Annotated in this window: 20 protein-coding genes, 1 tRNA gene and 3 pseudogenes; 11 read left to right on the top strand and 13 right to left on the bottom strand. The window is 55.2% G+C overall.

Translation table 11 applies throughout. From position 1 onward, the window contains the following. Positions 1-46 precede the first annotated feature (46 nt). The 4 genes from J7413_RS18140 to J7413_RS18125 all read left to right on the top strand — a co-directional run bounded on the left by J7413_RS18140 (position 47) and on the right by J7413_RS18125 (position 2,765). A tRNA-Met gene (locus J7413_RS18140) sits at positions 47-123 on the top strand. A 231-nt stretch (positions 124-354) separates the two neighbouring features. Next, on the top strand, positions 355-870 hold the full coding sequence (locus J7413_RS18135) for a hypothetical protein (protein WP_209100797.1): 516 nt from the start codon (positions 355-357) through the stop codon (positions 868-870). Beyond that, positions 863-1,591, top strand: coding sequence for a hypothetical protein (locus J7413_RS18130; RefSeq protein WP_209100796.1), 729 nt, complete (start codon positions 863-865; stop codon positions 1,589-1,591). Before J7413_RS18135 ends, J7413_RS18130 begins: the two co-directional genes overlap by 8 nt. A gap of 44 nt (positions 1,592-1,635) precedes the next feature. Continuing rightward, a protein-coding gene (locus tag J7413_RS18125) for an IS3 family transposase (protein ID WP_209100793.1) occupies positions 1,636-2,765 on the top strand; the annotation gives its coding sequence in 2 pieces (ribosomal slippage) (positions 1,636-1,879 and positions 1,879-2,765; 1,131 coding nt in all). 144 nt (positions 2,766-2,909) lie between these two features. Here the strand turns inward: J7413_RS18125 and J7413_RS18120 are convergent. Further along, complete coding sequence (locus J7413_RS18120) at positions 2,910-3,107, bottom strand: hypothetical protein (RefSeq protein ID WP_209100791.1); 198 nt, start codon at positions 3,105-3,107, stop codon at positions 2,910-2,912. Between the two features lie 91 nt (positions 3,108-3,198). On the opposite strand from J7413_RS18120, the gene J7413_RS18115 reads away from it, so the two are divergent. Continuing rightward, positions 3,199-4,307, top strand: a protein-coding gene (locus J7413_RS18115) for an IS3 family transposase (RefSeq protein WP_209100789.1) whose coding sequence is annotated in 2 segments (ribosomal slippage) — positions 3,199-3,454 and positions 3,454-4,307 — 1,110 coding nt in all. Because the reading frame shifts where the segments join, the coding sequence is not laid out codon by codon here. A 210-nt stretch (positions 4,308-4,517) separates the two neighbouring features. Here J7413_RS18115 and J7413_RS18110 read toward each other — a convergent pair. Then, complete coding sequence (locus J7413_RS18110) at positions 4,518-5,402, bottom strand: LysR family transcriptional regulator (protein WP_209100787.1); 885 nt, start codon at positions 5,400-5,402, stop codon at positions 4,518-4,520. 110 nt (positions 5,403-5,512) lie between these two features. Between J7413_RS18110 and J7413_RS18105 the strand changes: the two genes are divergently transcribed. Next, positions 5,513-6,121, top strand: a complete 609-nt coding sequence (locus tag J7413_RS18105; protein WP_209100785.1) for a short chain dehydrogenase — start codon at positions 5,513-5,515, stop codon at positions 6,119-6,121. Positions 6,122-6,581: 460 nt separating this feature from the next. Here the strand turns inward: J7413_RS18105 and J7413_RS18100 are convergent. Together J7413_RS18100 and J7413_RS18095 are read right to left on the bottom strand one after the other, a co-directional pair. After that, positions 6,582-6,785, bottom strand: a pseudogene (locus tag J7413_RS18100) (transposase); the annotation flags it as partial. A 436-nt stretch (positions 6,786-7,221) separates the two neighbouring features. Then, positions 7,222-8,175: an SDR family oxidoreductase gene (locus tag J7413_RS18095; protein WP_209100782.1), complete on the bottom strand. Its 954-nt coding sequence runs from the start codon at positions 8,173-8,175 to the stop codon at positions 7,222-7,224. Between the two features lie 161 nt (positions 8,176-8,336). Here J7413_RS18095 and J7413_RS18090 point away from each other — a divergent pair, with 161 nt between their 5' ends. Continuing rightward, positions 8,337-9,227, top strand: a complete 891-nt coding sequence (locus J7413_RS18090; protein WP_209100780.1) for an AraC family transcriptional regulator — start codon at positions 8,337-8,339, stop codon at positions 9,225-9,227. A gap of 208 nt (positions 9,228-9,435) precedes the next feature. Then, positions 9,436-9,738, top strand: a pseudogene (locus J7413_RS18085) (integrase core domain-containing protein); the annotation flags it as partial. A gap of 577 nt (positions 9,739-10,315) precedes the next feature. Here J7413_RS18085 and J7413_RS18080 read toward each other — a convergent pair. From J7413_RS18080 to J7413_RS18040, 9 genes are all read right to left on the bottom strand, one after another. Further along, a complete protein-coding gene (locus tag J7413_RS18080) occupies positions 10,316-10,558 on the bottom strand; it encodes a hypothetical protein (RefSeq protein ID WP_209100778.1) in 243 nt (80 codons plus the stop codon). Positions 10,559-10,599: 41 nt separating this feature from the next. Then, entirely contained in the window at positions 10,600-10,944 is a 345-nt protein-coding gene (locus J7413_RS18075; protein WP_209100776.1) for a RidA family protein, read from the bottom strand. 12 nt (positions 10,945-10,956) lie between these two features. Further along, positions 10,957-12,348: an NAD(P)/FAD-dependent oxidoreductase gene (locus J7413_RS18070; RefSeq protein ID WP_209100774.1), complete on the bottom strand. Its 1,392-nt coding sequence runs from the start codon at positions 12,346-12,348 to the stop codon at positions 10,957-10,959. Beyond that, positions 12,345-12,647, bottom strand: a complete 303-nt coding sequence (locus J7413_RS18065; RefSeq protein WP_209100772.1) for a (2Fe-2S)-binding protein — start codon at positions 12,645-12,647, stop codon at positions 12,345-12,347. The genes J7413_RS18070 and J7413_RS18065 overlap by 4 nt, the downstream gene beginning before the upstream one ends. Beyond that, positions 12,640-13,731 (bottom strand): FAD-dependent oxidoreductase, encoded by a 1,092-nt coding sequence (locus J7413_RS18060; RefSeq protein ID WP_209100770.1) that lies wholly within the window; start codon positions 13,729-13,731, stop codon positions 12,640-12,642. The genes J7413_RS18065 and J7413_RS18060 overlap by 8 nt, the downstream gene beginning before the upstream one ends. Before the next feature lie 3 nt (positions 13,732-13,734). Then, complete coding sequence (locus J7413_RS18055) at positions 13,735-14,529, bottom strand: ABC transporter permease (RefSeq protein WP_209100767.1); 795 nt, start codon at positions 14,527-14,529, stop codon at positions 13,735-13,737. 12 nt (positions 14,530-14,541) lie between these two features. Continuing rightward, the gene (locus J7413_RS18050; protein WP_209100765.1) at positions 14,542-15,402 is read right to left on the bottom strand and encodes an ABC transporter permease; all 861 of its coding nucleotides are present in this window, start codon (positions 15,400-15,402) and stop codon (positions 14,542-14,544) included. Beyond that, positions 15,402-16,445, bottom strand: a complete 1,044-nt coding sequence (locus J7413_RS18045; RefSeq protein ID WP_209100763.1) for an ABC transporter ATP-binding protein — start codon at positions 16,443-16,445, stop codon at positions 15,402-15,404. Before J7413_RS18045 ends, J7413_RS18050 begins: the two co-directional genes overlap by 1 nt. 76 nt (positions 16,446-16,521) lie before the next feature. Beyond that, a complete protein-coding gene (locus J7413_RS18040; RefSeq protein ID WP_209100761.1) occupies positions 16,522-17,550 on the bottom strand; it encodes an ABC transporter substrate-binding protein in 1,029 nt (342 codons plus the stop codon). Positions 17,551-17,664: 114 nt separating this feature from the next. Here J7413_RS18040 and J7413_RS18035 point away from each other — a divergent pair, with 114 nt between their 5' ends. From J7413_RS18035 to J7413_RS18030, 3 genes and pseudogenes are all read left to right on the top strand, one after another. Then, positions 17,665-18,576, top strand: coding sequence for a LysR substrate-binding domain-containing protein (locus J7413_RS18035; RefSeq protein WP_209100758.1), 912 nt, complete (start codon positions 17,665-17,667; stop codon positions 18,574-18,576). A gap of 149 nt (positions 18,577-18,725) precedes the next feature. Next, a pseudogene (locus tag J7413_RS20765) lies at positions 18,726-18,824 on the top strand (IS3 family transposase); the annotation flags it as partial. A 348-nt stretch (positions 18,825-19,172) separates the two neighbouring features. Further along, positions 19,173-20,210, top strand: coding sequence for an AraC family transcriptional regulator (locus J7413_RS18030; RefSeq protein WP_209100756.1), 1,038 nt, complete (start codon positions 19,173-19,175; stop codon positions 20,208-20,210). Positions 20,211-20,232: the final 22 nt, after the last annotated feature.

The raw sequence follows: 20,232 nt of genomic DNA, 5'->3' as shown, positions 1-20,232 counted from the left end.
GAAGGAAAACAGATCGAAGCACAAAAAAGCACGCGATCAACACCACCGCGGGATGGAGCAGCCAGGTAGCTCGTCAGGCTCATAACCTGAAGGTCGTAGGTTCAAATCCTACTCCCGCAACCAAAATTATACTTGTATATCAGATACTTACGCACCGCATTCGGGCGACCTTTGCGTTGCTATCCCGCGCGTGGAAGCGCTGTGGAAGCAAACGGAGCGGGAAATGGGTGTGGCAGAGCGGCAACGATAGGTTGGCGTTGAGTCTGCTTAGATTGATCTGAGTTTTTGTCGTTCTTGTCTACGTTTAAGTTACTTACAAATTTCGCGCTTCCCGGGAATAGAGTAGGCACAAGAATGCGGGACAAAAGAAACGATTGGTTAGTTTTGGCCACTTTGTTTGGGTCAATGGTGCTCATTTGGGGTGTCGAGCAGATACTATCCCAGAAAGTTTCTAGAACTAGCTTCGAGGATTTCTACACCATTTTCCTAGTCGGCAAGCGGATGGAATCCCTGAGTAACGTGAACGAAAGAGCTATCTATTCATACTCTGCATTTTTGCTGTCAGCTCCATTAACTTTAATATCCTATCTTCTGTACTTTAAGACAGCCATGTTAGATCGCGACAAATTTGATGTTATCTTTGAGAAACCAGTCAAAGTAGTTTCAGGGGCAATCTGTCTCTTGATTGCGCTGATTTGGGGCATGTTCTTTGCCCCACTAAGCGATGCCAACGGTGCACCTTCGAAGCTTGGGGTTATTCTCACAAGCGACCTAGCATTTGTCTACTATGCATTTGTTTTACTTTGTTTTTCCACACTTTTCGCTTTTCTAATTCTCTCAATATTTGGGTTGATAAAAAAACATGGCTGACGAAGATTTTGGCGTCGATGGAAATATCATAGCGGACGCAACGCTATCGCTGGGAGGCGAAGTTGTATTCGGCTCTGCAGACAAGGCATTAGAAGCAATTGAGGCACCAAATAGCTACAAAGTATTTGCGAAAGCTGGGGGGGTAGCTGTCGCTGTCGCAGTGGAGACAGTTGATATTGTCGATGCAGCACAAAATGGAAATATCGAGAATGTAGTGGTAGAGACGTCCGGTCTGGCCGGCGCGCTCCTGGGGGCCCAATGGGGTGGATCATTTTTTGCGGTAGGTGGGCCAGTACCTAGCGCACTTGGAGCAATTGCGGGAGCTGCAGTTTTTGCGGTTATTGGAGAAACTGGGGCAGAATTGATTGCAGGGGCAATACTTGATGAATTGGCATCTAATGATGCAGAGGGAGAACGAAGTCATGACAATAGCCATCTTCCAAATGTTTCTTCTGGCACGCCAGTAGTAACTAGGCCGCTCCCAACCGGCGAACAGCAAGCTTTCTATGATGATCCAGTGGCCGGGGTGCGCGTCAAAACGGTTAGCACTGTAAATGGTCAAACAGGTGAGCGAACGCCAACTACATCTACAGTTATTCAGAACAATGATCCGGAAAACCCAGCAGGGGATCAACTGGTCGGCAATACCTATCCCGCAGGTGCTATTTTCGTCGGGAACGAGCTAAATGCTCTTGATCAGATTGGACGTGTCGCGGTTTGATGCCGCTCCTTTGATAGCATTTACTGCAACAAAGGAGACTGATGATGGGAATGAAACGGACGGATGAATTCCGTGCTGATGCAGTGCGGATTGCGCTGACGAGCGGGCTCTCTCGCAAACAGGTGGCGTCGGATTTGGGTATTGGGCTTTCGACCCTGAACAAGTGGGTGACAGCGCATCGCGACACGGATGTGGTGTCGGACAGGGATCTGGAGCTTGCCCGTGAGAATGAACGGCTGCGACGGGAGAACCGCATCCTCAAGGAGGAGAGGGATATCCTAAAAAAGGCTACGACCTTCTTCGCGAGCCAAAAGCCATGAGGTTTAGGTTCATCGAAGAGCATGGCCGCGATTTCCCGACTAACCGTCTTTGCCAGGTTCTGGATGTCAGCGAGCGAGGCTTACGTGCCTATCGTAACCGTCCGGCCAGCCAAAGGCAGCGGACCGACTTGGTTGTTCTGGCGCACATCAAGGAACAATCTCGTCTCAGTTTGGGCAGCTACGGCCGTCCACGCATGACCGAAGAGCTGAAGGAGCTGGGTCTGAACATCGGCCACCGCCGCGTTGGTCGGTTGATGCGTGAGAACGGCATACGGGTGGAACGGTCTAAGAAATACAAGGTGACAACCGACAGCAACCACGCCTTCAACATTGCGCCCAACCTGTTGAACCGGGACTTCCGCGCAGATCAACCGAACCAGAAATGGGCCGGTGACATCAGCTATGTGTGGACCCGAGAAGGATGGCTCTACCTTGCCGTGATTCTTGATCTGCATTCCCGGCGAGTGATCGGTTGGGCCGTAAGCAACCGCATGAAACGTGATCTGGCAACCCGGGCACTGAACATGGCCATCGTTCTGCGACAACCGCCAAAGGGCTGCATCCATCACACGGATCGCGGCAGCCAATACTGTTCTCACGATTATCAGAAACTCTTGCGCCAACACGAATTCCAGATATCGATGAGCGGCAAAGGCAACTGCTACGACAACTCCGCTGTCGAGACGTTCTTCAAGACGATCAAGGCTGAGCTGATTTGGCGAAGGTCGTGGCACACGCGCAGAGACGTCGAGCTGGCCATCTTCCAATACATCAACGGCTTCTACAATTCGCGACGGCGGCACTCAGCATTGGACTGGAAAAGCCCGGTCGCATTCGAACGGAAAGTGGCCTAAACGAGCACATGGGGCGGCACAAAAACGTGACACGTCCATACCGTATACAACCTGACGCTCAATGCCCTACAGGATGATCTCCATATTTTGTAAATGTAGCTGTTATCTGCGGTGCCTTCTGAGTGCCGTGGTCTGAGAGTGGCATCACTCTAGCTGATACTTTGCCCCAGCCTTCGCAATTCGTTCTGCGATTGGCTGGGGATGCTCAGCGGCCAATCTCTCAAGCGCTTCAACATGCGTTTCCATAAACTCCACAAAGCCTTCTGCACTCACCCCGGATATCGCCGCCCGTGTGATGAACAAACCCAGTAACTGCGCATCGAGTTCGCGCATCTTTGCCATGCGGTTTGCTTTCACCACATCACAAGTGACCTGCTCCCCTGAAAAGTCCTCACTTTGAGGTTAGCCTGTTCTCCAACTGAGGAGACAGACGATGAAGAGAAGCCGATTTAGAGAAGAGCAGATTATTGGCATCCTGAAAGAACATCAGGCGGGTTTGAGCGCGAAAGAGCTGTGCCGCAAGCATGGGATCAGCGATGCGACGTTCTACAAGTGGCGATCCAAATATGGTGGCATGGAAGTGTCTGACGCGCGGCGTCTGAAGGCGCTGGAGGCCGAGAATGCGAAGCTCAAGAAGATGCTGGCGGAGCAGATGCTCGATGTCGCCACGCTGAAAGAGATGCTTGGAAAAAACTTCTGAAGCCCGGTTCGAGGAGGAACGCCGTGGACTGGGCAATGAAGACCAAAGGCTACAATCAGAAACGGGCCTGTGCCTTGGCCGGGATCGATCCACGCGTGTATCGACGCAAATCGACGCGAAGGTCGGACACCGAGTTGCAGGCCAGGATGAAGGAGCTGGCGTGTGAGCGGCGCCGGTTCGGCTATCGCCGCCTGCACATCCTGCTGAAGCGGGAGGGCTGGGAGGTGAACTGGAAGAAGCTCTACCGGCTGTACCGCGAAGAAGGGTTGGCCGTCCGTAAACGGGGCGGACATAAGCGTGCTGTGGGCACCAGAGCGCCGAGGGCGATCCCACAGGGGCCGAACCAGAGGTGGTCGCTCGACTTCATGTCGGATGCGCTGGAAGACGGACGCAGGTTCCGGGTGTTGAACGTTATTGACGACTTCAGCCGGGAATGCCTGGCAGCCGTCGTGGACACATCCATCGGCGGGGCGCGTGTCGCCCGCGAACTGGACCGGATCGCCGCGTTGCGCGGCTATCCCTGCATGGTGGTCTCGGACAACGGCACCGAACTGACCAGCAATGCGATGCTGAAATGGCAGAAGGACCGGCAAGTCGAATGGCATTACATCGCACCGGGAAAACCGATGCAGAACGGCTTCGTGGAAAGCTTCAACGGCCGGCTGAGAGACGAGTGCCTGAATGAGCACCTATTTGCGAGCCTGCGCCATGCCCACGACCTAATTGCGGCATGGCGCGAAGACTATAATCATCACCGCCCACATACGAGCCTCGACGGGCTCACCCCGTGGGAGTATCACCAACGGTCAACAGAGGACCAAAACCTGAACAGAGCTTACTGAAAACCGCGGACACAATGGGGAGCAGGTCAGCGGTGATGATGCCTTTCCCATGCACACCGATGGCTCGGCGTATTCTGGACAACGCATCACGGTAGATCGCCGTACAACTTCCGGCTTTCACTGAGCCGACCCAAATGAAAAGCTCAAGGCAGTCTTTGCTGGCGGCATCGCAACCTGCCTCAGTTATGACCGCGAGAGAGCTGCCAAAAGTTAAAAGGTCATCTCTGAGACAAGCAAGTCAATCACGGCTCGAACGCTTTGAGAAAGGTGGCGCGAAGGGGGGTAAAGAGCAAACACTCCCGCCTTTTCCGGATTTTCATCCAGTTCAATTTCTATCAACGCACCCGATGCGATGGCTTCCTGAACGAAGAAAAATGGCAGCCGCGCCAGCCCCAGGCCAGACATGGCAAAGTTTCGTGCCGTCTCACCGTCATTGACGCGCGCTTGGCCACTGACACGCTGAGCAGTATGCCCGGATTGTGTTATAAATGACCATCGGCCGCTTCCTTCTGGGACACGATCGATGATACAATCATGCTGAGCCAATTCTTCAATCGTTGAAGGCGTGCCGCGTGCTGCCAAGTAATCCGGCGACGCAACAACACATAAACGAGTGTCGCCAAGCCGGCGCGCAATCAGCGACGAATCCGTCGGTTTGGTGACGCGAATGACCATGTCAAAGCCTTCAGCCACCAAATCTACCAACCGGTCGCTAAGAAACAAATCAACACTGACCCCGGGGTTAGCTCGCAGAAACGGTGCCAGTACCGGGGCGATATGCTGACGGCCAACAAAGACGGGCGCTGAGATACGGATTTGGCCGGAAAGAGCGCCGTGTACGTCCTGCCCGGCCAATTCAATCTCGCGGATTTCTTGCAACACCTTTTGGCACCGCACTAGGTAGCCTTTCCCGGCGTCAGTAAGGCGGACATGTCGCGTAGTTCGATGAAGCAATTGCACTCCAAGCCAATCCTCCAAAGCGGCGATATGCCTGCTCAGCGCAGAAGTCGAAATATCGAGCTGCCGCGCCGCCGGAGCGAAGCCACCCTGACGGGCAACTTCGACTAAGGCTTTCATCATATCCAGACGATCCATACATTTGTCCCATTTAGTGGGATTAAGCTTCCCGCATGACGCATATTATCACACAGTTCAACATCATCTACCTCTTCTGCAACGAACAACGCAGAAAGAGGAGCAACACCATGCGTATTCTCGTTATAGGAGCCACCGGAACCATTGGCAGTGCAGTCTCAGAACTGCTTTCGCGGGAGCACGAGGTTATCAAAGCCTCACGCAACGGCGATATTCAAGTTGATATTTCAAATCCGGCCTCCATCCTCTCGATGTATGAAAATGTCGGCAAAGTCGACGCCATTGTATCGACCGCAGGTAGCGGCGCCTTTGGCCCACTCGACGCTCTGAATGACGACGATTTCTCCTTCGGCCTCGGAAACAAGCTGATGGGTCAAGTCAATTTGGTGCGCTTTGGCCGCGACTATCTGAATGATGACGGCTTCTTCACCTTAACCAGCGGTATCTTGGCCGAACAACCGAATCCGGCATCGGTTCTGATCACAACGCTAAATGCCGGGATCGAGGGGTTCGGCCGCGCCGCAGCACTTGGATTGCCCCGCAACCAAAGCTTAGCCGTCGTCAGCCCACCGATGGTACGCGAGACCGCGATCAAATTAGGTTGGGGTCAAGGCGGCGTTCCTGCAGCCGATGTAGCCGAACTCTATGCCCTGTCGCTTTCTAAGAACTCCCATGGCACAGTTTTAGGAGTAGAACACCTGTGCTCCAACGTAACCTGACGCCGGTACTGCACAATCTGGCGAGCTAACACGTGGATAGCGGAAGGGTGCAAAACGCAGACCGTCAACACCCGTCGACATCTATGTAACTTACACGCTATGCTACGCTATCGTGTTCGGCAATTATCTCTAAGCGCCCTGGAGCAACATTTCCAGTTTCAGGGCGGCAACAGGGCAGTTTTGGAGGAACTTCTTCGGACAAGTTCAGCGGAAAAGCCCTCTCACACCTCTGGCCTCGGTCCTCATTATTTTTGGCTCCGTGAAGTTTTTAAGGACCCTGAAATGGCTACCCTGTTCGACATAATCAGAGACCAAATGCTATCAAAGGATCGGCATCAAACCGCGGCACTTCCAATTTGTTTCCTTGATCGAGGCCAAGGGATGTAGCGCAGGAAACTTTGTCCCGAAAATTGGGACAGACAATTGCGATCAGCCCCATCTAAGTGGTCCAGTTTGAGTGTTAGTGCATGATCGGCCTGGTTTCCACCGGAACGATGGCCTCCGGAGCCGGTGAGCGGTAGCCCAGAGCACTATGCGGTCGTTTTGTGTTGTAGTGTTTCCTCCATTGTTCAATCAGGATCTGGGCTTCGCGCAGGCTGTAAAATATCTCTCCATTCAGCAGCTCGTCTCTGAAGCGCGCGTTGAAGCTTTCACAGTAACCGTCCATTTCTGGCCCCATAGTGATGGTCCGACACGACAAAGGAATGACAACCGTGGAGAATATGTTGTTCTTCCAATAAAGATTGAAGCTGGCTTTAGCGCAGACGCAGCGGACGGCTGCAAAGCCTGCGATGTAGTCATCCGACGAGTAAGTGACTTCGCCGCCGCAGCGAATGGCAGGTTTGGTGGGCCGCACCGCAGCAACTTGATCTGGGGGGCCACAATCAGTGTGGAACGTCACTGATGTTTGACTCAATTGACGGCCAATACCTCAATAAATTTGCAAGTCACGTCAAGCATTTCTGACACAATCTGAATAGCGGTTCTTAGTCAATGCTGCGACTAAGGTCTCAAGAGAGCCCAAACCTCCCATATGCTGCACAGCGAACCAATGTCCGCTCTCTGAACTGGTGCGCTGGAAGCTGACTTCAATCAAGTGGTCAGAGTTTCCACTCAAACCCAACAGCTTTTTCAGACTCCTCCCAAAGCCGTGTCATGACAGCTTTGTCATGGGCGTGAGCGTTCAGTGTGCCCTTGCCGACTGGGCCGACCGCTTCCATTCGGCCCGTCGGGCCGTAGAGCGCCCGTTGCTCGGTCAGGGCCTCTTCTGTCGCGCACATGACCTCTGGGTATGAGCCCTGTTCCGCAGTCTGTACCATCGGCGTCTTGGTCATCAGCCACCAGATGAACCGCATCGTGCGGCTGCCGCTGGTGGTTATCAGCGATGTGGCTGATGAGCCGGGATGACAGACGAAGACCTCGACTTCTCCGCGCCCTGCAGCGGCCAGCCGGTCCTGCAGCTCGTAAGCAAACATCATCTGCGCCAGCTTGCTCTGCGAATAGGCGGTGTTCGCTCCGTAGCCCTCATCCCAGTTCATGTCGTCGAACTTGATGGTCTTGAGACCCATGTTGTAGCCGAGGCTGGCGACGACCACGATCCGGCCTTTGCTTTCCGCGATGCGGTCAAAGAGCAGACCATTGAGCAGAAAATGTCCGTAATGGTTGGTGCCAAGCTGGCTTTCGAACCCGTCGACGGTCAGCTTGCGCGTCGGCACCTGCGCGATGGCCGCGTTGTTGATAAGCGCGTCGATCCGAGGCACCGTCTTCAGAACTTCTTCGGCAGCCTCGCGCACGCTGTCCAAAACCGATAGGTCCGTGCGGACGAAGCTCACGTCGGCTTTCGCGTCGAATTCCTGTCTCAGGCCCGCGATTGCCGCCTCGGATTTCTCGGCCGAGCGGTTCAGCATCACCACCTTGGCGTTCTTCTTCAGAAGAATGCGCGCGGCTTGAAAGCCTGCGCCAGCGTTGGCGCCAGTGATGATGTAGGTCTTGCCTGACTGGTCGTCGAGGCGCTCGGGTGTCCAGCCTTTGGGGTCGAATGTCGTATCTGCCATTTTCTGTCTCCTGCCAGCCCAAGCTGGCGGTTTAAGGTGTTGTTGCTTGAATGCACAGATAGAACCTGACTGAGCACGGAAACAGGCGATATACTCTCGATTACTTGCCCAATCGTCTCAGCCCCATTGCAAAGATGAAAGTCCTCTGCCAGCTAGGGTGCATGAACAAAGACCAGATCAAAGACCTTATCGAGCGACGTCTGCCAAGGGCAGGCCTCGTCGATACCGCGTTGAAAGGCGTCCAGCTTTTCCGGGTGACCGAGGCCATGCCCTGCGTGCCTGCTGTCTACGAGCCCACGGTGGTGGCTATTCTTAGTGGCAGCAAGGAAGCTGTTCTGGAGGGTGAGCACCACGTCTATGGCAGCGACAAATACCTGCTGTGCCCCATGACGTTACCGGTGGAGGCGGGCACGCCATTGGCGTCCAAGGACGATCCTCTGCTCGGCGTGGTGATTACGCTGGAGCCACGGATGATGCGCGAGCTCACCATGGAGATCGAGGCCGCCGCTGGTGGCAACAAACAATTGCGGGATGGCGCGCCATCGGCTTTGGCATTGGCGTCCTGGGATAGTGGTTTCACGCAGGCACTGCTGCGGCTTCTCGATCTGCTCGACAATCCGGTTGATCTGGAGGTGCTCGGGCAGGGGCGAATGCGCGAGTTGTGTTACGCGGTGCTTATGGGCGAGGCCGGGGCCTCCGCAAGACGAGCCTTTGGCGTCGGCAACGAAATCGCGCGCACCATCGACTACGTCTCAAACCACTTGAATGAACAGGTCACCATCGACGATATGGCCGACCACGTCGGCATGAGCCGGGCGGTCTTCCATCGGCGTTTCAAAGAAGCCACGACAATGTCTCCAATACAGTTCGTGAAATCTATGCGGCTGAACAACGCCGCCATGAAGATTGCCGAAGGAAAGACCGTGTCGGAAGCGGCATGGGACGTAGGCTATCAAAGCTCGTCTCAGTTCAGCCGGGAGTTCAAACGGATGTACGGCCAGTCGCCCCGGCAATGGAGCCATGCGGCGCAGGGGCCCGAACGAATGGCCTAGGGTGCAACAGTGAGCTTACGTTCGAGAGGAACGTCCGGTTCGGTGACCTTCGCTGCGGGGCAGCGGTCGGCCTGCCGCAACCGCAAAAGGATGCTGCGTCAGCAATACCCGCATGTGCACAAGTCCGGTTTGTTGCGCTTAACGGCCATTGCCGCAGTCATCGCGTAGGGTCTGCAATGCGGACCGGAGTTACCCTTCGCCGAGCATGAAGGGTTGCATTCACCATACCGATCGCGGCAGCCAATACTGCTCGCGCGACTACCAGAAAATCCTGCGCCAGCATGGGTTCCAGGCATCAATGAGTGGCACTGGCAGTTGCTACGACAACGCAGCGGAAGAAACCTTCTTCAAGACGATGAAGGCTGAGTTGTTGTGGCAACGCTTCTGACGCACACGTAGCGACGCTGAGATCGCCATCTTTGAATACATCAATGGTTTCTACAATCCACGACGGAGGCATTCAGCACTCGGCTGGAAAAGCCCCTTGGCCTTCGAAACAAAGGCTGCATAAGTGATCAATTTGAGCGGCACGAAAGCGTGACACGTCCACGGCCCTGCTAAGGATGACCCGGCTCGATGATCGAACATTCTTCGTTGCTCAGATCAAATCTTGCCATAACCACCACCTTCTTGAGCCAGTGAATCAGATGTCTAGACCACATTCAAGAAATCCATGAATTGGGTTCAGATACTAGTCCTCGTACTTTTTCTTAAGGCCGTAAGTGACGAAAGTGTTTAGACGCTACAGCGCAGTAGGGTTCGGTATCGGCGGTTGCGTGCTCCCGCAACCAGGAATTACACACTAGACCAGTAAGTTATGCCGTGCATTGAAACACCTGTTCACGCTGCCATCTCTCGCGTGGAAGCGCTGTGGAAGCAATTGGAGCGAAGTCAGAGGGTGCGCAAGGGCTGCACATAGTTATCTGACGTTGCATATCGGAAATTGCCATAATTGTTGCTAAGCGACAGAGCCACTGCTCACCTTCGAAGCGTATCAGCCTTGGGGCTGATAGGCCAAACGCAGCGACAAAACCTTAAGCCAAGAAAGTGCTCCGTGGAATGGCTATTCTGCGTGCCGGAGGGCGCCTCTATAATCGTATACCCAGCAGACCCAAGCTGAACAAAACGATCAGCGTTCCACCAATAATTTGCAACGCAGGAAAGGCAGATGCGATGGTGGTGACTGAGCCTGAGGCTTGCAAAGTGAGCCTTCTGAGAGAAGTGCTCGACAATGCCACGAGGCATGTGAGTGCGGCTGTGCCCGGTCCCATTATCACCACACCCAATGCTTTGGCGAATTTGAAGTCCATTTGCCAAGCAATCATCAGCATGAAAATTGCTCTGGCAATCTCTTTCACAGCAGAATGCGCAGTCAGTCGTAGGCTGCGGTGATGATCACTTCTACCTTCAGCTCAGGACGCGCCAGCTTGGCTTCGCCGCAGGCGCGGGCAGGGGCGTGACCCTCTGGCACCCATGCGTCCCAGACAGCGTTCATCTCGGCAAAATCTGACATGTCTGCAACCCAGACGATGGCTTGTAGAATTTGCGCACGCGAGGATCCCGCTTCTGCCAAAAGCGTATCGACCCGGCGTAGGCATTCGGCGGTTTGCTCCGCCACGCTGTCGTCGGCATTGCCGACCTGACCGCACAGATAGACGGTGCCGTTATGCTTGACGATCTTACTCATCCGTTGGCCGGTATGCAGGCGTTCGATCATGACATTGTCCTTTTAAGTCTCTTGGCTGTTGGCGTCATACGCTGCCAACTCTCCCAATGTTACGGGTTTGAGGGGCGCGCGAATACGTAACGCGCCAGTGTCATCCTGGCTTTGTCCGGTTTCCTGAGCCAAAAGCTCCGTTACGGTCAAACCGCAAAACCGCCCCTGACAAGGGCCCATCCCTGCGCGGCCAAAGGCCTTGGCCTGATTTGGTCCTTTGCAGCCCAGCTTGGCAAAGCGGCGGATGTCTCCGGCGGTGACTTCTTCGCAGCGACAAATGAGTGTGGTGTCCGCTGGTGACAGGCTTTGTGTCGCAGGTGGATAGGCGCGGTCCAGAAACGGGCGCGCGTGCAGTTCGTGTTGCCGCTTCCGCTGCAGCGGTGCCACACCTGCCTGTTGCGTTTGCGGTGTGATTAATCCCAACCGGGATGCGGCGCCAAAAGCGGCAATCTCACCGGAGAGCGCCGCCACTTTCGCCCCCCCAATGCCGGCGCCATCTCCGGCGATACTGATATTTGGCTCTGAAGAGAGACAGAGCCCATCAACCTGCGGCACAAAACATCGCTGTGACTGGTCGTAGGCATGTTCTAATCTCAGGGCGCGACTGATCTGTGTATTGGGCACCACGCCATGATGCAGTAGCGCGGTTTTGGTCGCGATCTCATGGGGTTTGCCGTGAGACGTAAACCGTACAGACGTCAAGGTATCCGCGCCTTCAAGTGCTATCTCGCGCGCGGCGGTATAGCGAGGGATGCCTGCTGCCATGATTTTTGTCAAAAGGCCTGCGCCCTTTGCCAAATAACGCCAGCCGCGCAGCGCGCCGGGCAAATCATGGCGGGCGGCCCACATGTCACTGCGGCTTTGGGTTTCGATCATGGCGCGTGGCTTGCGTCCGGCTGTGATCATCTGTGCTGCCAGCAGATAGAGCAGCGGGCCCGAACCGATCAGCACCGGGTCGCGTGCCACAAGAGCGCCGGATTTCAACAGAATTTGTGCGGCGCCGGCGGTCATTGCGCCCGGGAGAGTCCAGCCGGGCAACGGCATAGGGCGTTCGGTTGCGCCTGTGGCCAGTATCAGATGCTTTGCGCGGATCTGTGCGGGCTGGCCACCTTTTGAGTAGGTCACAAGCCCATCACGGCTCACATCCCAGACGGTCGCGCCAGCGCAGTGGACGGCGCCACTTTTCCGCAAGGCTTGCGTTAGGCTGTGTCCGTGGCTGTAGTCTGGGCCGAGAATACGGTGTTGCGCTGCGCTGGCCTGATCCACATTGCGATAGATCTGACCGCCCGGGCTGGCCTGTTCGTCCAAAACCACAACCGACGCCCCCAGCTGCGTGGCCCGCGCGGCTGCAGCCATTCCGGCGGGGCCCGCCCCCAGAATGGCAATGTCAAATGCGACCGTCATGCTTTGTCCTCGTTTTCTGTCAGACGGGGACGCACGCGGCAAACCTGCAAACCCTCCTCAATCGGTGTCATACAGGCCTGCACCGTGACGCCGTTGATCGAGACAAGGCAATCATAGCACGCCCCCATCAGACAAAAGGGTCCCCGCGCCGCGCCAGAAACAGGTGTTTCGCGAAAGGCCGTGATGCCTGCACCCAACAGGGCCGACGCCACAGTGGCACCGCGCGGCGCAGAAAGCCTGCGGTCTTCGAAGTGGAATTGCACTTGATCTGTGCTCTCTGGCTCAAGGGGATCAAACACTGAATCTGCTTTCACTGAACAAAGAAAGATCGGGGGCAGTATTGCGATCCTGAATCCAGTCCGGCAACAGCCCTGCGTGCGCTGCAGCGAGCGTGATGCCACTGTGACAGGTCACAAAATGCGCACCTGCGTATTTGGCGGAACGTTGGTAGATAGGCAGCCCATCTGGCGACATAACCCTTAAGGCGGCCCAGCTGCGCACCAATTGCACATGCTCCAGCATAGGAAAAACATCTACCGCGTAGCGCGCCAACTCCTGGAGCGTGGGCAGGTCGGTGGTGTCTGCACCGGTCTCTGCCTTTGACGCCCCTATTTGAACACCTCCCTCGTTCACCTGCCGGATCCGGCCTGAGGGGTATTTCAGGAAGAAAGGCAGCTTCTCTGTGATCAGAACCTGCCCCTGTTGTGGGCGCACAGGGGCTTCAAACCCCAAGTCTGCGCCATAATCCGCAGAGCCAAGCCCAGCTGCGAGCACCAAAGCCTCCCCTTCGATGCGATCCCCGGTCTCGAGGGTGACAGTGTAGGCTCGATCAGCTCCCGCGATTTCCGTGACTTTGGCCCCTGTCTGCAGCCGGCCGCCCATGTGTTGCACCGCCGCTGACAAGGCGCGCAACAGAAGCAAAGGGTTCACATGTCCGTCCATGGGAGAGTGAATGCCGCCGACTACTTTGGGGCCGATTTCTGGCACAAGCTGCTTGAGGCGGCTGTGTTCCAGTACTTCAAACGGATAGTCGCCCTTGAAGTGGTCGCGCAAGCCTTGCAGATCAGCGGCATCCTGCTGCAACTCATCTGCATTGGTGAAATACTCCACCCCACCGATTTGGCTGAAGGAGATATCAATGCCCGTGACCGCTTTGAGATCCTGCGCAAATCCCTGCCACAGTTTGGCGGAGCTGCGCGACCATGCCGCGTAATGCGGGGCCTTCGCGCCTTTGCCCTGAATCCAGACCAATCCAAAGTTCCCGCGCGAGGCCCGCGCATCCGTGTCGCTGCCATCAATGACAGTGACACGGGCGCCCTGTTTCAGAAGCCCATAGGCAACCGACATTCCAACAACGCCGCCGCCAATCACTAGCGTTGTCATGGTTTATCCTTTGCCCACAAAGATTTTGTCGAGCCCGTAGAGACGATCCAGAACCAGCATCAGCAGGAAGGTCAGCACGATCAGCACGGTGGAGACCGAGGCAATCAGCGGGTCAATCGTCTGCGCGATGTGGTGATACATACGCACCGGCAGGGTTTGCGTCGCGGGAGAGGCTACAAAGACGCTCATGGTGAGTTCGTCAAAGCTGGTGATAAAGGACAGGATCCAGCCGCCTGCCACGCCGGGCAGGATCAACGGCAGAGTGATGCGCCGAAACACCGTGAACTTTGACGCACCCAGTGTCATCGCCGCCTGCTCGGCATCCTGCGGCAAGCCGGTGGCCGAAGCCAGTGCCAGCCGCAGCGCATAGGGCATAACCAGCACCACATGAGCCGCGGTCAGCCCGGCAAAGCTACCGCCCATACCGATCTTTGAGTAAAACTGCAGAAAGGCCACGCCCAGCACCAGATGCGGGATCATCAGCGGTGAAAGTAGAAAGGCCGAAATCGCATCACGACCCGGAAATTTGCGGCGTGCCATGGCCAGTGCTGCGGGCACGGCCATGGCAACTGCAATGCTGGCTGACAACAGACCCAACCAGACAGAGACCCAAAAGGCCGAAATGAAGTCAGGGTTATCTAGGATTGCATAGAACCAGCGCAGCGACAGACCGTCAGTGGGCAGGGACAGGTAGCCTTTGTCGGTGAAAGACACGGCAATCACCATCAACAGGGGGGCCATGATGAACGCGACAAACAGCGCGTGAAAGATCAGGGCAATAGGGCCAAGACGTTGCATGTCGTGTGCTCCTCACTCAAAGACCTTGGCGAAACGGCGTTCCACCAATTTGTTATAGCTGACGATGATCACCACATTTGCCACCAGCAACAGTACCGCAATGGTGGCGCCCAAAGGCCAGTTCAAAGTGCTGAGGTATTCGTCATAGGCTGCTGTGGCCACAACTTTCATCCGGCGGCCACCGATGATGGCTGGTGTGGCAAAAGCGCTGGCGGTCAGGGCGAAAACAATGATCGACCCAGACAGAATACCGGGCATGGCCTGCGGCAGGGTGATCCGACGCAGCACGGTCAACTTAGAGGCCCCAAGGGTCCAAGCCGCGTCCTCAGATTGCGGATCAATCTTTTGCAGCGATGCCCAGACAGAAATCACCATGAACGGCACCAGAACATGTACCAGCGCGATGGTCATGCCGGTGAAGGTGAACATCAGGCTGACAGGCTCATCGCTGAAGCCCAGCCCTTGGGCCACCATGGTTAGAATGCCATTGCCACCAAAGAACAGCGCCCAGCCCAGCGTGCGCACAACGACTGAGATCAGCAGCGGCCCCAGCACCACGAGCAGGAATATGGATTTCCATGGATTTTGCAGGCGTGACAGAACATAGGCTTCTGGTGCACCGATCAGAACACAGATCACTGTGACCAGAGCAGCCAAACCAAAGGTTCGCAGGAAGATCTTGTGAAAGTAGCTGTCGCCCAGCACGTCCGCATAATTCGCCAATGTCCAATCCGGTAGCACACCTGCGTTGAAATCATAGGCATGCAGGCTCAGCAGAAAGGTCATGATCATCGGCGCGCCAAGCAGGGCGGCAAAGAAGATCACGCCGGGGGCCGTCATGGCCCATGCGGCTTTGTTGGCAGAGCTTGCCATTATGAGGCCTCCGCAAACATAGACAGCGCGCCATCCGGCCAGGTCAGTCGAGCGGTTTGTCCGCGCGCAAAGCCTGGCGCACCTGTGTTGGGCTGGGTGACAAACAACTCGCCCATGGCGCCGCGTACACGATAAAGCCAGTTAGCACCGTGGAAAATTGCCGCTTCGACCTGCACTTCATCGCCATCACCTTGAGGGCTGAGCGCAAATTTTTCAGGCCGGATTGAGAGCTGCATTGAGGCGCCCGTTACCATGCCATGGCCGGGCAGCAGCAGGATGTGTTCGGCAACCTTGACGTGATCTGCATCAATGATTTCAGCATTGAACAGATTGGTTTTGCCCACAAAGTCGGACACAAATGGGCTGACCGGGCGTTCATAGAGATCTAGCGGCGCTGCGATCTGCTCCATCTCGCCTTCTTTCATCACTACGATGCGGTCAGACATCGAAAGTGCCTCTTCCTGATCATGGGTGACCAAAATGGTGGTGACACCAATTTCCTGCTGCAATAGACGCAGTTCCAAGCGCATGTCCTCACGCAGCTTGGCGTCCAGATTGGAAAGTGGCTCATCAAGCAACAGCACAGGCGGTTCGATCACCAGCGCACGTGCCAACGCAACCCTCTGGCGTTGACCACCGGACATTTCCTTGGGAAAGCGATGCATGAACTGGCCCAGTTTGACTTGCTCAAGCGCCTTGCGGGCGCGATCCTGCCGTTCCGCTTTACCGACGCCGCGCATTTCCAAACCAAAGGCGACATTGTCCAGAGCTGACATATGCGGGAACAGCGCATAGGACTGAAACACAATGCCGAGCCCGCGTTTGTTGGGGGGCGTATGTGAAATATCGCGGCCATCCAGAAGGATCTGACCGGATGTGGGTTCCAGCAAACCGGCAATCATCTGCAAGGTTGTGGTCTTGCCACAGCCTGAGGGGCCGAGCAGTGACACGAATTCCCCCTTTTCGATGGACAGTGTCATATCGCGCACGGCGGTGAAATCGCCAAATTGTTTGTTGAGGTTCTTGAGGCTGAGGAAAGACATCCACGCGGTCCCTAGAGGCTAAGAAAGACGCGGGTTTTCAGCCCCGCGTCTTTGCATTTCATGACATGAGAAGCGTTCAACGCTCGATTTGACGGGTCCATTTCTGGGTCCACGCGCCGCGCTGTTCGTTGACCACGGTGTAGTCAATGTTCACCAGCGTGTCGACACGATCCGGGCCCACAGGCAGAGCACCAATCTGCTCTTCTGTCAGTGCAACATTCTTGTTCACTGGACCCCAGCCTTTTTCGGTTGCAAAATATTTCTGCATTTCAGCGGAGGTGATGAACTTCAGGAAGTCCTGAGACAGCTTTGGCACATCGGAATCCACCACAGGGCAGGCTGCGATCAACAGGTTGACTGCGCCCTCTTTCGGGTAGGCAAACGCGCCCGGGAAACCGGTATCGGCCAACGATTTCAGACGTCCAGATCCCCAGACAGACATGGCAATCTCACCGTTTTGAAACAGTTCGGACATTTTGCCGGAAGAAGGCTCATAGACCAATACGTTGTCGTCGATCTTGTCCTGGAACATCTCAAAGCCAGGTTCGATGTCGGTTTCCCCACCGCCATTCAGCTTGGCCGCCATGATCAGCGCGTGCAGGCCATAGCCGTTTGTAATCGGCGGAATGGCAACTTTGCCTTTATATTTTGGGTCCGCCAGATCTGCCCAAGAGGTTGGAGCCTCCCAGCCATTTTTTTCAAACATCTCTGCGTTATAGGCCAGGCCTGTTGCCACGATGCCAACACCAACCGCTTTGTTGTCGGGCATGCGGGATGCGTCATAGAGATCGCCAAAAGTCGCTTCGTCTACGGTGTCGCAGTACCCGAAGTTGATCGCCTGCGTCATCGGGCCATCATCGATGAAAGCGATGTCGATTTCCTGAGCGCCTTCCTGCGCGCGCAGTTTTGCCAGCGTATCGGTGGAGTTGCCGGGTACATAAACCACCTTGGCACCGGACTTTTCCTGCCAGGCGGGGATGATAACTTCCTTGAACAGCGTCTCGGTTGAGCCACCGTAAGCCGCGAGATACAGGGTTTTATCTTCCGCATGTGCCAGCCCAGCCGAAATGGCCAGCGCACTTGCCGCAATGAGTGTGGAACGCATTTGGTCCTCCCTAGGCGTTTTGATTGTGTCCCTTGTAGCGAGGATAAATAACATATTTCAAATTCAAATATTCATGCTATTCATGCCAAAATATTATGAACTATGGAAGGTATCGTGAAACTCAACCATCGTCAGCTTGAGGCCTTTCGCGCCATGATGGAAACAAGCAGCGTCACAGAGGCTGCCCGGCGCATTCATATCACTCAGCCTGCGGCAAGCCGTCTGCTTTCTGATCTGGAGCATCAAATTGGCTACCCGCTTTTTATCCGTCAGAAGAAACGTCTGACGCCAACCTCAGAGGCTGTTGCGCTCTTTGAAGAGGTGGATCGCTCGTTCATTGGCCTGGCGACCATCGCCGAAGCTGCGCGCGAAATCGGCACCTTCCGGCGAGGGGCCTTGCATATTGCTGGTTTGCCTGCTCTGGCGCTTGAGTTCCTGCCTGATGTGATCTCTGAGTTTTGCGTGGATCGCCCGGATATTTCCGTCGCTTTGCAGATCCATAGCTCTCAGAAAGTTCTGCAATGCATTGCCTCTCAGCAATTCGAACTTGGATTTGCGGAACGCAGTGTATCCCATCCGGCGGTGGCATCCGAAACTTTGTGCGAAGTGCCGATGGTTGCGGTTTTGCCAATTGGTCACCGGCTTACGGAGCGCGAGGCTCTTACACCTAGGGACATGGAGGGGGAGTCGTTCATATCACTGGGGTTGAACTATGCCATTCGCCAACAGATCGATGCCATTTTTAAGGCGGCAAATGTCGAACGTAGACTGCAAGCGGAGACGCAGTTGTCTTTTGCTGCAGGGCATTTGGTTGCGAGCGGCTCCGGAATTTCCATCATTGATCCGATCACGGCGCATTATCTCACGCGCTTGAACCTTGTTGTTTCACGCCCGTTTGAACCATCGGTCAGCTACGCGTACCAGATGTTGTTTCCACGCCATCGTCCGCAATCTCAGATTTGCGAGGCGTTTGCGAAGATCACCAAAGAACGACTTTACCAGCGCCTCATGGAAACGACGAGATAGGTCGCTTGAGAGAGGCCTTTGAGTTTGCGGTAAACGGCATTGCCCAGCTGTTTGCCCAGAACGAGAAAGTGCGTGAGGCTGTGCAATCTGACCGATGGTTTAGAAGTAGAGTTTTGCCAGATGTTGTAACCTTAACGGTCGTTCGGTGGCCAAACCAAGAATGGTTGGGCGACATCAACTACATGTGGGCGCGTCAGGGATGGGTGTGTCTTGCCGCGATCGTGGACCTGCATTCTCGGCGTGTCCTTATGAGGGGTCAGCAATAGCATTAAGCGGGTCTCAGCGATCTTAGCGCTGAAGGTGGCTATCGCTTTCAGATCATTAAACTGAGAGCTGCAAACATCACGCGGATCACGGGTCTCGGCTATCCGGCAATTCTGCGACAGCATGGCTTCATGCTGTCCATGAGCGGCATTGGGAGGGGATTCCGTTCTTCTCGATCTGAAACATCGCTCGCATGTTCGCCAAAAATCACTGTGAAGACTGGCCAAATTCAGACGTTTGATGCAAACAACAGTCAGTATTGGCCACCAGCTGCGCACAGTACGCCAGCCTCAAGATGCCTTTTGCGGCCTTATATTGGGAACCAGGTCTTTATGGCAGATATTGATCCAGCCGACGTCATCCCCAATCACTGGGTGCGGTCTATTCTAGACCTGCCGCACTTACAGGATTATCGACAAGATGCTCTGGCCGCGGCAAGGCTGCGTGAAGATCATTTGACAGAAAGCGGCGAACCCATTCCGCGGGGATCAGAAGCCGTAATTCTAAAAATCTTGGCAGAGCGTCTCGGCACCCCTTGGGCGGGCGCTGAATTGGGCATGGCCATTGACCCGCGCAACACGTCATTGCTGACCTATATTTTGTTCAACTCAAACACGTTGTTGCAAGCAATCCACCATGTACAGCACTTCACCCCGGTGACGCGCCCCAAAGCGCGTATCGAACTGCGCCAGACGACGGACCATATTGATCTCATCATTGATGGTGTTGGCGCAACGCTTCTGCTCGAAACACATCTGGTTGAATTTGCGCTGGCTGCGATGCTGGGTGCGTTTCGCGCCGCAACACACAAAGCAGATCTGGTGACAAAGATCGGCTTGGCCAATCCGCGTCGCTCAGGTCAGGTCGAACTGTCAAAAATCTATGCCTGCCCTGTGACTCTTGGCGCAAAAGAAAACTACATACGTTTCCCAAGCTCGGTTTTGGAAACGCCCATTCGCGGCGCGGATGCACAACTGCTCAGGCACCTGACGAGTTATGGCGAGGTATTGCTCAGCCAAAATGTAGAGGCCCCTCCCACGCTCACGGAATTGATAGAACGTCACCTCCTGCACGGCATGGCGGTCGAGCGGCCTAAGCTCTCTGACCTTTCGCGCAAACTGGGAATGTCTGAACGGACCCTCAACCGGCGTCTGCACACGGAGGGCCAGAGTTTTAGAAATCTGGTGTCAGAGACACAGATCAAACTGGCGCGCGCATTCCTGAGTGATCCGAACCTTTCATTGGCCGAAATCGCACATATGAGTGGGTTCTCAGATCAAAGCAGTTTTACACAATCTTATCGGCGCAGAACAGGCAATACTCCGAAACAAGACAGAGTTTTGCTCATCAAAAGCAAAGACTTGCGATAATCCGCTGATGGCGGAAATCTTA

Source organism: Shimia sp. R10_1 (assembly GCF_017744095.1).
Taxonomy (GTDB): Bacteria; Pseudomonadota; Alphaproteobacteria; order Rhodobacterales; family Rhodobacteraceae; genus Shimia.
Note: the sequence above shows the minus strand (reverse complement) of the source record. Positions and strands in the feature narration are given on the sequence as shown.